General features: G+C 38.2%; 10 protein-coding genes and 1 pseudogene. 1 reads left to right on the top strand and 10 read right to left on the bottom strand.

The window, feature by feature from the left end; translation table 11 throughout:
• On the top strand, nucleotides 1-1631 hold a 1631-nt coding region (locus tag ACM55M_RS04200; RefSeq protein ID WP_416856290.1), incomplete at its 5' end, for a T9SS type A sorting domain-containing protein.
• A gap of 461 nt (nucleotides 1632-2092) precedes the next feature.
• Here ACM55M_RS04200 and ACM55M_RS04205 read toward each other — a convergent pair.
• The 10 genes and pseudogenes from ACM55M_RS04205 to ACM55M_RS04250 form a co-directional block, all read right to left on the bottom strand.
• Nucleotides 2093-2614 carry a DinB family protein gene (locus ACM55M_RS04205; RefSeq protein ID WP_416856291.1) on the bottom strand — a complete coding sequence of 174 codons (522 nt, stop codon included), beginning with the start codon at nucleotides 2612-2614 and terminating at the stop codon, nucleotides 2093-2095.
• 657 nt (nucleotides 2615-3271) lie between these two features.
• A pseudogene (locus ACM55M_RS04210) lies at nucleotides 3272-4931 on the bottom strand (helicase-related protein); the annotation flags it as partial.
• Nucleotides 4932-5107: 176 nt separating this feature from the next.
• Complete coding sequence (locus ACM55M_RS04215; RefSeq protein ID WP_416856805.1) at nucleotides 5108-6247, bottom strand: N-6 DNA methylase; 1140 nt, start codon at nucleotides 6245-6247, stop codon at nucleotides 5108-5110.
• Nucleotides 6248-6268: 21 nt separating this feature from the next.
• Nucleotides 6269-6718 (bottom strand): hypothetical protein, encoded by a 450-nt coding sequence (locus ACM55M_RS04220; RefSeq protein ID WP_416856293.1) that lies wholly within the window; start codon nucleotides 6716-6718, stop codon nucleotides 6269-6271.
• The gene (locus ACM55M_RS04225; protein WP_416856295.1) at nucleotides 6705-7142 is read right to left on the bottom strand and encodes a DUF1896 domain-containing protein; all 438 of its coding nucleotides are present in this window, start codon (nucleotides 7140-7142) and stop codon (nucleotides 6705-6707) included. The genes ACM55M_RS04220 and ACM55M_RS04225 overlap by 14 nt, the downstream gene beginning before the upstream one ends.
• 23 nt (nucleotides 7143-7165) lie before the next feature.
• Entirely contained in the window at nucleotides 7166-8047 is an 882-nt protein-coding gene (locus ACM55M_RS04230) for an ORF6N domain-containing protein (protein ID WP_416856297.1), read from the bottom strand.
• On the bottom strand, nucleotides 8047-10134 hold the full coding sequence (locus ACM55M_RS04235; protein ID WP_416856298.1) for a type IA DNA topoisomerase: 2088 nt from the start codon (nucleotides 10132-10134) through the stop codon (nucleotides 8047-8049). Before ACM55M_RS04235 ends, ACM55M_RS04230 begins: the two co-directional genes overlap by 1 nt.
• A 13-nt stretch (nucleotides 10135-10147) precedes the next feature.
• The gene (locus ACM55M_RS04240) at nucleotides 10148-11599 is read right to left on the bottom strand and encodes a DUF3945 domain-containing protein (RefSeq protein ID WP_416856299.1); all 1452 of its coding nucleotides are present in this window, start codon (nucleotides 11597-11599) and stop codon (nucleotides 10148-10150) included.
• Between the two features lie 83 nt (nucleotides 11600-11682).
• The gene (locus ACM55M_RS04245; RefSeq protein WP_416856300.1) at nucleotides 11683-11991 is read right to left on the bottom strand and encodes a helix-turn-helix domain-containing protein; all 309 of its coding nucleotides are present in this window, start codon (nucleotides 11989-11991) and stop codon (nucleotides 11683-11685) included.
• A 275-nt stretch (nucleotides 11992-12266) separates the two neighbouring features.
• On the bottom strand, nucleotides 12267-13112 hold the full coding sequence (locus ACM55M_RS04250) for an RteC domain-containing protein (protein ID WP_416856806.1): 846 nt from the start codon (nucleotides 13110-13112) through the stop codon (nucleotides 12267-12269).
• Nucleotides 13113-13245: the final 133 nt, after the last annotated feature.

The raw sequence follows: 13245 nt of genomic DNA on the forward strand, positions 1-13245 counted from the left end.
GCCCTTATATGGTGAACTTCAATGGCGCAGGATTCTTGGCTCAAGCCTCTCCAAAAGTGTACACTGGTCTTACTGCCGGTACCTACACCTGGATTGTTAAAGATGCCAATGGATGTGTTGTACAAGGTTCAGAGACTATTGCACAACCAACCATTTTGGTAGCTTCGGCAACTCCAATAAATCCTAGATGTTGTAATGAACCAGATGGTTCAATTACACTAACATTCAGCGGTGGAACAAGTCCTTATATGGTCAACTTCAATGGTGCAGGCTTCGTGGCTCAAACCTCTCCAAAAGTATATACAGGCCTTATAGCCGGTACGTATACTTGGGTAGTAAAAGATGCGAATAATTGTATCTTTACAGGCGGCACGGTTACTTTAACCAATCCACCATTGATAGTAGCATCATCAGTCCTTGTGAATCCTAAATGTAACGGAGGAACTGATGGTTCGATCACAATTATTGCTTCAGGAGGTACTGGTGCACTAACGTACTCTATCGATCAAGGGGTGACTTATCAAGCATCCAATGTATTTACAGGGCTTGCTGCAGGAGAATACAAATGGAGAATAAAAGATGCCAATGATTGTTTATTGAAAGGCACGTTTATCTTAACCACTCCACCAGCTGTAATCGTATCAGCAACTCTTGTGAACCCTAAATGTAACGGTGGAGCCGATGGTTCAATCACGGTGAACGCTACAGGAGGCACAGCTCCATTGATGTACTCCATAAATGATGGAGTTTCTTACCAAACATCTAATGTGTTTAATGCACTGGCTGCAGGACAATACAAATGGGCGGTAAAAGAGGCCAATGGCTGTATTTCGAAAGGAACGGTTAATTTAATCAATCCACCAGCGATAGTTGCATCAGCAACACCAGAAAATCCTAAATGTAATGGAGGAACCGATGGATCTTTCAGTATTACAGCAACAGGAGGAACAGGTATACTGATGTACTCTAAAGATGACGGATTGACTTACCAAACATCTAATTTATTTAGCGGTCTAGCCGCTGGAGATTACAAATGGGTGGTAAAAGATGCCAATAACTGTATCTTGAAAGGAACTGTTACTTTAGTAAGTCCGACATTAATAGCGGTATCTGTAGCAGCAGTAAATCCTTCCTGTTGTGAAGCATTAAAAGATGGTTCAATCACCTTGAATGCTACTGGCGGAACAGGTACATTGATGTACTCTATAGATAATGGAGTTTCTTACCAAACATCTAATTTCTTTGGTAATTTATCTGCAGGAGAATACAAATGGGTGGTGAAAGATGCTAATAACTGTCAAGTCAGTGGCATCGTTACTTTACGAAATCCAAGCGATCCAAATGCACGATCAATAGCTACGAAAACCGCAACAGCTGATTTTACGGCTTACCCTGTTCCTTTCAAAGATGTTCTTACAATCAGATACGATTTTGATTATACCTCTGATGTAAAAATTGAAGTATTTAATGCACAAGGTATTTTGGTACTTTCAAAAACGGAGACAAATAGTTATTTGAGCAAAGAAATCATGCTACACCTTCATACATATCAAGGACAAGAGCAGATTTTTATTGTAAAACTGACTACAGATAGAGGAAGCAGTATCAAAAAAGTAATGTCTTCTAAATAACTTCTAACACTTAACTATCCTATAAAATATTGAGAAGGATTAGAGTTACATTAAACCTCGGAAAGTAAAACTTTCGAGGTTTTTTGTTGTGTGTTACAAAGCTAATGAATATAAGTCCCAAACGAGTCTCCTAATGGGAATCGTTAGTTGCGAGCAAGGGAGCTCAGGGCGACCTCAAATCTGAAGGAAGCCGAGACAAAACTATGATTGAACGAATAGCAACATAATACAAGGCTTCCTCTATAGACTATTGAAACAGGAATATACAGAATGTCCAGCCCAATTGTTTTTTCTTATCAAATCAGCAATTCTAGGAGTTATTCCAATATTTTTATCATTTTTATTTGATTTGCCAGATTGTGTTATAAACGTTAATTGTTCATAGGCCTTTGAACTCGCTTTATCTTTAATTGAAAGGGTTAAAAAGTTTCTTTGATCAAGTAAAAACAAAACTCTTGTTATCAGTTATTTATATTTTCTTTATTCAGTTTTTCTGTTTCAATTTTTCCAAGAAGCCATCGCAAAGATGATAGATGTTCAAAGTCATGGCTACACAAAATGTGTATTAATGATTTCAAGGTAATATTTCCATACCCCTCAAAATAGGCTATTCTGTTCCATTTTGATTCATCAATTTCCTCAATCATTACCAACGTTTTTTTTCTTGCATTGTAAAAATCATAAATGACTTCTGAAAGCTTTACATTTTGATAATCTTTTTGAATAGACAATTTGTAGTCAATTGATTTTAAGATTGGATAATTTTCATTTAAGATAGCTTGTATGTGTAAGTGATATTCATTCCTTTCAATGTCATTGAGATGACAAATTTGTTCAATTGCAGAGAATCTTTCTCCTGGAATTCCGTCCCAAGATTCAGGTTTCCATACTAAATCGTGGGTAGAGAATAATTGCAAAATTTTAATAACCTCTGCCGTCATACTTGAAAGCGAAAAAAATAATTTTGATTTTAAATTTCCCATTATGCTTTTATAATTTGTAAATTATTTCATTACCTTTTTTGAATTTTCCTTGTTTTTTTCAATGATTATTAAGCATTTGAGTAAAAACTAAAGCTGAGTTTTAATAACTGTTAGTAACACTCATTTTATTTTCCAGCTACATATTCCATTGTTTTTCTGCAAAATTCCCTCATTCTTCTTTATATTTAAATGGAATTTGATAGACTCTTTCATTGATCTTTTTTTTCCAGAAAGATCAAATAATTTTACACTAATATTAGAGTTCCATTTAGGCTACGTATAAAACCAGATTATTTCAAATATAAATGAAATATCAATACAATTATTACCTTTATAAGAAAATGATTTAAGGCCTGAAAATTAAGCGACCCCATTTGATTTAATTATCAGGTTTTTCTGAAATTAGCTGTAAAGTGTTCGACTGTGAATATGAGTTCGACAGTCGAACTCTAACGTCTCCATTATGTACATCTTTTTACCTATAAAAAACTTAGAATTATTAAAAAGCGTTAAAATCACTTAGTTAAACATTTTCAACTTAAAAAATTATCATCAAAAAACAATAACATAAAATACTAAAAATCAATACATTACATTATAACTTTAAGCTATCAAAAAAAGTTAAGATCGGTATAAGGTGTTCGATTGTAGTCCCGGCGATAATTGTATCTTCCTATCAATTGCCGCAAGTTCGATTTTTAGTTCGTACAGCCAGCTTTCCTTTTTCCACGTACCGTTGACTACTTCCTGAAGTACAGGCAGGTCTTTTTGCAGTTCAGTAATTTTCTTTTGTTCCTGCTCGATATAGCCGGGTATTTTTTCCAAAGCACTAAGGAAATTCATTGATGCAAGCTTTGTGTCATTAGCAATCAAACCATTATTATAGGTATATTTTATATTGCCTTCACCCTGTATCAAAAAACGATTCACTTTAATATCAACACCCTCTCTTTCGGACATTTCAGTTTTAACCAATAATGCAAATCCATACAGGTTGCCTATTTCTTCATATTGACCACTGGTACGGGCTTTATCGGCAATCTGGTTAAGCTTGGCTCCAATCTGTTTCACATCGGCATTAGGTGACAGTCCATCAAGCTGTACGAGGTTCAGTATCGTTCCATCCTGTTGTTTTTGCAAGCGTTTTTTTGCAAATTTTCCCAATCGAGGCTCATTCGTTCCAATCTTGACCCGGCAGACTCCAGTGTAACGGAAATATCTTCCAGCTTGTATTTAGAGCTAAACTTGGAACGGTTGAATGCCTGCTTCTCACTTTCCAATCCGGCAAACTGTTTTTCCAGTTTTGCTTTTTCCAAAAGATCGGTATTGCCCGAAAGTATAGCTACATATTCAGAGAAATTCATTCCCGATTTTTCGTCCATACTGCCTTCATCAATGGTTCGCTTTCCGAGATTGTTGGTTTTGAGTTGATCAATAAAAAGCTGTTTATTGTAAACAGGTTGAATTTGTAGCTATCGAGTGATTTTTCCACTGCATAGATAATTACATCTACCTTGTTATCGGCGAAGAACTTGACAATTTCATTACCTTTACGGACAGCCCTTCCGTCACGTTGGGCAAGATCGCTTGGTCACCACGGAGTATCCAGATGATGAACGGCAACGGCTCTTTTCTGTGCATTTACACCAGTTCCCAACATACTGGTAGAACCAAACAGCACACGGATTTTTCACTCATTCATACAGCTTATAAGCTCCTTACGTTGCTTATCATTTTTAGCTTCCTGTATAAAACGGACTTCGTGTGCTGGTATACCGTGGTCTTCTGCAAGTTTGCGTTTGATCTCCCCATATACGTTCCATTCTCCAGGCTTGTAAGTACCTAAGTCAGAAAAGACAAACTGCGTTCCTTTCTGCGCATGGAACTTTTGGCAGTATATAGCTATGTTGGCGGCACAATAGGAAGCTTTGTTATCAGGATGATCATCATATTTACCGCTTACCATTCGCATATCGAGCGACATCTTACGGACATAATCCGTAGCAATCAACATCTTTGCTTTTTCTTCCCGATCTGACAGCGGAGGTCTTCCCAATAAGGTGGCATTACCTGATTTGGCAAACCCATTAGTTTTTGAATGAATATTTCCTGATCTGGCGTAGGCGGTATATTATAAAGCACCTCGTTCTTTTCCGGACGGTCAATACCAATATCCTTAGCAGTTCTGTAATCCGTGATTTCCGAATAGAACTGTGCCAGTTCTGGCACTTTGATGAAGTATCGGAAGCGTTTTTTTGACACAATATTACTCGCTACCGAAAACTCATAGTCGGTCGTTTTTCCTTGCATAGATAGCCGGTTTCCTTCTGATATAAATCGAGGTAGCTATCCCGTACAGAAATATAAGCTTCAGCTCTTGCTTTCTGCAAGGACGATAATTGCAAAGGATAAAACATTACCTGCTGCTTATCCTTATCAAAATCTTTAAGATAGCCAATCCAGCCGTTATCCACTGCAAGGCAATCGTTACGATTAAAAGATTTGTATTTCTTTGGTATAAATTGCAGGTTCGGGAATAGTGTTACCAGCGGTAATCTTTTGAGCCAAGCCATTTCCGTTCAGTCCTGAAAACAAATCGCCGATAACTTCCTGAGTATTCCTTTCATTTGACGTATTATTATTTACAGGAGAAGTAGAAACTGGAGGTTGCTGCATCAAACCGCTGAACAGGTTTGCCTGATACCCGTTCACAGTTCTTTTTCCTTTGGCTTGTTGTTTTGTTGTTGCGACTGCTTTAACTGGAGTGACAACAACCGCTGGTTCTTCTAAATTTTCAAAGAGATCAAAAATGCTCAGCTGCCTTTCTTCTTTGACCTTATTTATTGTTGGAGCAGATAATATCTGTGTTTCCTGTGTAATGGTTACAGATTGAGCAGCGGGAGGTGTAACCGTTGGTATTATAGGAATTTCGATGACAGGCACATCGTTTCGTTCGCCTTTATACAAGCCAATATCCAGATGCTCCCCAAAATCTTCTGATAGCATTTGCTTCAGGTCTTTGGCAATTCCTTCCACACCATCCCTGTGAGTATAGATAAATGCAGGTTGCCCGTAAGGATCGGTATCTAAAACACGTGTAGTATGTATAATCCTTCCGTTATCCTGAAACAAGGCATTGCTTGGTGTATTGTATTGCGTTATTTGGCTCTGACAGAAAAGTTCTTCCACTTCTGTGAAGCTTTGCTTAACGGTGTTTTTTTGCAGTATAATCAAGTCGCTACCGACTTCCGTACCGGCATAGTCTGTAAATAGGTTATTTGGCAATCGGACTGCTGAAACCAGATTATTATCCTTCATCAATGCCCTGCGTATGGTCTCGTTCTTAGCACTGTTCAATACCCCCTCTGAAGTAATAAAAGCCAATATACCACCCTCACGGAGCATATCAGTTCCTTTCAGGAAAAAGTAATTGTGTATGCTGCGGGCTGCTTGCACTTTTGCTGTGTCCCTGTTTCTGGAATAGGAAAGATCAAAAACGGAAGTATCACCGAAAGGGATATTGCTGGCTACTATATCGTAGCTGTTTTGTTCCTTTTCGGGTATTTCTTCAAAACCACTGATGCGGATAGTGTTATCGGGATGGAGCTGCTTTAAAATTTTGCCTGTAAGCAGATCCTTTTCATAAGCGGTAACCTATGGTACATCTTTATCTGCAAAGGATTGTATGAAAGAGCCGATACCGGCAGAGGGTTCTAAAAGTTTTTGAATGCTTACAGCATTTTCTTTTAATGTGATGGCAATAGCATCAATAACCAAAGGTGGTGTGTAAAATGCAGTCAGTACAGAACTCCGCATACTGTCCACATACCTGCGGTATTGTTTTTCGTCAGTTGCACTTTCTTTTAGAAGCTGATGCAGTTCCTGTGTGAGTGGAAAAAGTTCGTGTTCGTTCTTTCTCCAATGGTTGATGTCTATCGGATTTTGGGCAGGGTTCAACACAAATTTAAGACCACCAAATCCGCTGTATTGCATCATTAGCAGTCTTTCGCTTACGGAGGCTTTTCCGTTCTCCTTTTCCAGTTTAAAAGCAATTCGCAAGGCATCAATATTCCATTGGAGATGTTGACGTTTACTGAAGCCCATTTTCTTCTATCCAAATGGCTATAGTTCCAGTCAGTTCGGTATAGAGCAGGTTAAAATCAGTGCAATAGCCGAAGTCATCCGTCAGTTTATAGTTTGCAAAAACAGGTTCGCAAACAGGAAGCATCTTCACGGCAAACGGGCGTAATTCTTCGTCTGCCATTCTTGTATCGAACTCATTGCAGACCAATTGAAAAAGGGTGTCAAATTTTGAAAAGTGTAGCCCTTCAAAAAGGATATATTCAGCAATATTATCGTAATGGCTGGCGGGGTTTCCTGCTCGAAAAGTTACTTCATAAGCACTGGCAGCCCAGCTTGAACGTTGGCTGATAAATTTGGTGTCCCAAGCTCTTTCAGGAAAACTTTCATTCAATAGTTCCTGTAGCCTTAATGCGAAATAAGACAGGTCTTTTTGGTGTGTATTCATACTATATTTTGTTTAGAATTTTGCTAGATGGCTAAAATTTGGAGCATTCGACCAATCTCAATATCCATTCTCGAAAATGCAAACCATTTTTTACCCAGGTCTTTCAATGATGCTCCGATATGGTAGAGTTCGGTGTTATCAATTATAAGAAAACGGTAGTGGGCATCCGAAAAAACCTCAACTTCAACCGAAGGATATTGACTGTTGTATCGTTGCACATCCAGCCGTAATTGGCTACTCATACTTTTAGTATAGATTGTTGCGGTAACATTATTATTTCGCTTGCCCAACAAAGTCAGCACCGTATCGTCCACATAATTATCAATAAGTATAATGGAACTTTGGGCACTGCGGATAATATCAGATACAAAGGCATAGGCATCAAAAATTTCTCCGTTATAGAAAACACCCTTTTCACTGTGCAGCTTTCCGCTTTCAATGGCCTTAAAGATTTCTTCAAATTTAAGGTCTGCTTCTGCCTGTTTTAGTACCATCTTATCCAGTCGATGAAACAAGGCTGCATTATTAACAACCATCTTACGCTTTTCCACAAAGGCATTCATTATCTCGATGCTCACTTTTACGGCAATATCGCTACGGAGTACAGCTGAAAGCATCGCAATCCCTTGTTCTGTAAAAGCATAAGGCAGATAACGCCTTCCCCCATAATTCAAACTTGAGGTCACAATTTGTGACCTCAAGTTTATGGTGTCAAATTCATTCTGTGCCAGTTGAAAACAGAAGGATTCAGGAAAGCGGTCTGCATTACGTTTAACTGCCTGGTTAAAAACCTTTGTTTCTACCTGATAGATCTTGGCAAGGTCGCTGTCCAGCATTACCTGTTTCCCCTTTACATTGTAAATCTGATTTTCTATTTCCTTTTGGGTAATGATAGAATTGCTCATTATTTCTTTGAAGGTTTGGATTTTTCAAATTCAAAGGAGCTTTCCGCCTTATCATTCAATACTATATAGGCATCGAATCTCTTTCCGGCTTTGCTTTTCATTCCTTTAATGAAAGAAGTTTTTCCTTTGCTGACAAGACTTTCTATATCGGCTATACCGATTTGCACACCACATACATTTCGGAATTGTACCCAATTGCAGGTCTCATCAGGACATTTGACAATTTTATCCCTAATAATCAGTTGCCTATTTTTGCATTTGGGACAGTCAAGCATGGCCAGATTTTCTTGTGCAATGGCAGTTTGCAACAATTCATTGGTAATGGATGTAGCATAGTTTTCCATTTCTTTCTGGAAAGCCTCTGCATTACTTTTGTTGTTTTCAATTTTCTGCAAAGTCAACTCCCATTCGGCGGTCATTGCAACGTCTGCAATCTTTTTGTCTTTAATAAGTTCATAAACTTGTAATCCTTTACCGGTAGGTATCAGGGATTTCTTTTCCCTTTGGATATAGTTACGAGCAAATAAGGTTTCGATGATAGCGGCTCTTGTGGCGGGCGTTCCAATACCGATGTTTTGCAATGCTTTTCGCTCCTCTTCATTTTCAATCTCCTTTCCAGCAGTTTCCATAGCCGATAAAAGTCCGGCTTCAGTATAAAGCACAGGTGGCTTGGTCTTTTTTTCCAGGACGATGGCTTCTTTTATTTTAAGCTCATCGCCTTTTTTTAGTTGGGGTAGCTCCTGTACTGGTTCTGCATCATCATCGGAGAAACTGCCTTTGATAGAACGCCAACCTGGTTCCAATATCTTGTAACCTTTCAACACAAAATCATAATGCAAAGCCTGCAACATAACATCGGTTATCTCTATAGTACAGGCTTGGGAAATAGCTTCCAGCACTCGAAAGGCAATCAAATTGTAAACTGCATTTTCCTTTGCCGATAAAGCCGAAGGGATTTTGTCCGTAATCAGCAGACCGTGATGATCGGTAACACGCAGGTCATTCACGATACGTTTACTGAAACGTCCCCACTTCACTTTGGTAACTGCTTGCTTGAAGGCTCCCATTTCCTGTAAAGCCCTGATAAGATTGGGAATTTCTTCCCACCTATCTTCAGGAATGTATTTACTTCCCGTACGCGGGTAAGTAATAAATTTCTTTTCATACAGACTTTGGGCAATGTTCAAGGTTTCTTCAGCGGTCAGGTTCAACTTTTTATTGGCTTCTTTTTGCAAGCCTGTAAGGTCAAACAACAAAGGCGGTTGTTCCGTCACGTTTTTGGTTTCTGCAGAGGTAACCATAACTGTATTGCCATTTCTTTTGATGGACTTTAGTGTATCTTCCACGAGCTTTTTATCATCCCATTTGTTTTTGGAAAGGCTTTTAAAGTCTGTGAACTCCTTTGTATGGGACAACTTTATCTGCCAGTATTGCTGCACCGAAAAATTTCTGTTTTCCAAATAACGCTTGCATATTAAAGCAAGTGTAGGTGTCTGCACTCTTCCGAGCGAATAAATGCCGTTGCCTGCGGCAATCGAGAGTGCCTGCGAAGCATTGATGCCCACTAGCCAGTCAGCTCGGCTCCTACCCTGCGCTGCCTGATATAATCCGTCAAAATCACTACTGGGTTTCAGGCTGTCAAAGCCCTGCTTGATTGCTTTTTCGGTAAGCGAGCTGATCCAGAGGCGTTCAAACGGCTTGTTGCATTTCAGGTATTCGTAGATGTACCGGAATATCAGTTCACCCTCACGCCCGGCATCGGTTGCGACAATAATCTTTTCACTACGGTCAATGACCTGTTCTATTACTTTCAGTTGCTTTAATGCTCCTGTATCAGCCGTATATCCTTTGTCTTTTTTTACTTTACGTATTGTCAATAAAAAAGGATTGGGCAGTATCGGCAGGGATGATTTCTGAAATCCGGAAATGCCGTAATCCTCCGGCATACCTAATCCTACTAAATGTCCAAAAGCCCACGTAACAAAATAACCGTTACCTGTCAGGTAACCATCCTTTTTTTCGGAGGCTCCCAACAGGCTGGCTATTTCCCTGGCTACACTTGGTTTTTCTGCAATAACTACTTTCATGACACGTTACATTTTACATTTTGCGCCCTTTGGATTTGGCAGATGCTTTGGCCACTTCCTGTTGCTCCTGCTGTTCCTTGCTGTCGGGATTTTTTTGTCCCGAGTTCAAAGGCTCTTTGATATTCTTGGTTGCTTCATTGGTTTTACCTTCTGAATTAACTGCAGTTTGTGTTTTGTAAGCTTCGGTGGGCTTCGCCTGCTCTTTGACCTTATTCGGATTTTGGAAAGAGAAGTCTGTCTTATTAGTTTCCTTATTAAAGGTGATGTAACCATTATATTCTTTACCCTTCTTATCAACCAATCCGCTGACATAAACAGTCTGTCCGTCTTTGAATTTCTGATATTGCTCCTTATCCAGCTCTTTGTCTCTAAAGATTTTCGGAGCTTCCTGCGACTGGCTTTGCTGACTGCTTTGCATTTGCTTATTGGTGTTGCTTCTATCAAACGTGAACTCTACAAAACGTTTATCAGCATTGAATTGTATGGTAGCATCAAACGCAGCTCCTTTCTTGGAAACCATCCCTTCTATATAAAGTGGTTTGCCTTCCAACAAGATTTGCTTTTGCTCTTGGTTCAGTTTTATCCCTTTAATTTCGTCAGGTATTTTTATAAAATCTGTACGTAGTGCCACCAGCTCATTGGTCAGCTTGTCCACGCTGACAATAGAGGGAATGATCTCATTCGTTTTTGGATTGGTCAGATTAACCACTCGGCCCATATTGCCTGTTTGGAGCAGATTGTCTTTATCTTCTTTAGTGAACTGATGACCGAAAAAAGCAAAATTCAGGTTAGGTTCTTTGCGGATACCATGAATGGCGACCACAACCGCCCCTTCATCATTTTGTTGCAGAGAGAGCCGTGCATCCATACGGGTAACAGCAGTGCCGAGATTAAGGCTTACAGGTACAAGCTCATTGGTTTTAAAACCTCTCAATAAAGGATCAAGGAGGTTCATCTTTTCAAGTTTTTCTTTGTTCAGTCCGAGATTGTTCATTGTTTCCCAATCGATCTGTTCTGGTTTGTAGCGATACTCGCTTGTTTCTGATGTCGTTTGTCTAGTTTCCATGCTATTTTGATTTTCTTGTTTATAATCTTGTTGCGATTCAGTTTTCACTTCGTGTTGCTTCATCAGCTGTTCCCCTTCGGGAGTTGGTCTATCCATCTGTTTTTGCATTTCATTTACCATATCAATAGCGACAGGTTCAGGAACTTTGAAAAAGGAAAAACGAGTAGGATTCTTTAATTGGCTGAGAAAATTGGAAAAGAAGTTAGAAAATAAATCGCCATTCTTATCCACACGCATAAACTGATTCTGATTTTTTTTATTAGCATCTACGGTTTCGAGCTTGCCATTTTTATCAATGCCCTTTACAGCCTGAATTTTCTTTTTCTCTTTGTCCAGCACCAATAATATCTCGGATAATTGTTCGGGAGATTGTGGTTTATCTAAAGTTTGTTTGCTCATAATTTGAAATATTTAAGTTCGACATCGAAAGTAAAAGAGGCTTTCACTGTTTTGTACTAACTGGCATCCATTGGTGCTATTTGTCACCCGTTGACTTTTACTTTGGACATGGGAGCGGTAAAGCTTTCTCTGACGAACTGGTGTACATCTGATAGCTTATAATAAATTTTTCCGCTGATTGTATAATAGGGAAGCTTGCCGGAGGAACGATAACGCTGCAGGGATCGTGAACTTATCTTTAAAATCTGCAAAATATCCTGATTGTCCAGCAGCTCTTCTCCATCAATAGTAGTATGCTGATTTTTAGCTGCGCTTACCAATTCCATAAGGATGTCGAACCGCTCCATAATTCGCTCCATCCAAGCCATAAATTCAATTCTGTCGATATTCATATAGCTATGTTTTAATCAATTATTACTTTTCGATTAATGATATATGCAAAATTGGAGGCTATTTATTGTATTTTCTGCCAAGCTTTACCAATTGAAAATCATGATTTTGGAAATTTCTAGAATACAGACAATTAGTAATAATTAAGCTAATTTTGATTTTCCACTGTCAAAGAAACTAGAATCAGAAACGTTTTGCCAATGGGTAAGGATGGGTGGATATAAAAAAAAACAGTGTAATAAAACACTGCTTTGAAATAATAGAGGATTATAATTATTTATAAATCTTTATCCATATACTGCTCTAAAGAAGATTTGAGCTGGTCTAAAAATAAAGTGCGATTACCTGCACGGTCTTTCATACGATGAAACGCATGATGGATATCACCCAATTGTGTCCGGAATAATAGCTGAAAAACTAAACTAATTTTACGGATTCCGATTTTACCATTAGAAATCGCTCCAGATACGTATAGGGCATAAATCAATTCTATCATCGCGTTTTTAGATTCTGTCCAAAAGACATCTTTGGTAGATTCGGCATTTTGTAAAACCATATCAGGTTTGTCGACAGGATTGATTTTGACAATCAAATAATTATAAAGCAATTCATCGGCTATAATGCGCGAAACTTTGTAATCATAATAAGTAGAGAATTGAGTATCAACTTCAAAGATAAAGCTGTTAAGCCCCGTATTAAGACTTATTTTTCCTAATTTAAAAAAATCGTGGTCTTTATCTGTCCGTCCTGAACGATAATACCGGTAAAAATCAGAATTACAGATATGTTCTTTGTATTCATTCTTTAACTGCTGTAATTCACCAGAAAAATATTTATAGTACATTTTACCACTGTTTACTGGACAAGAGGTCTCTATTCTATACACTTTGTTATAATAAATTAACTTTCCAAGTATTTGTGGTTTAATGATCCTAAAAAATTCGATTTCTTCATTTTCCTCTGTAAAATGATAATCCAGAACACGTTTTTTCATATCTAAAAGTAAATCCTGGAGAAAAACAATCATACGATAGGATTCATCAATAACATGCACTGATTCCAAACTTATCTCCTGTTCTTTTCTCAGTATACTGTAAAGAGCATCTTTATAAGTAGACTCCATCATATTAGCCAAAGTGAATAATTACCATTTGTATATTTCATCTTTTAAATATCTTGTTAACCATTATTTGTACATCCAAATCCTAATTTTAATGGTGCTCAGAAGGAGACGTACAGGTTGATTAAAAAAAATT

This window comes from Flavobacterium galactosi, assembly GCF_048158585.1.
Taxonomy (GTDB): Bacteria; Bacteroidota; Bacteroidia; order Flavobacteriales; family Flavobacteriaceae; genus Flavobacterium; species Flavobacterium galactosi.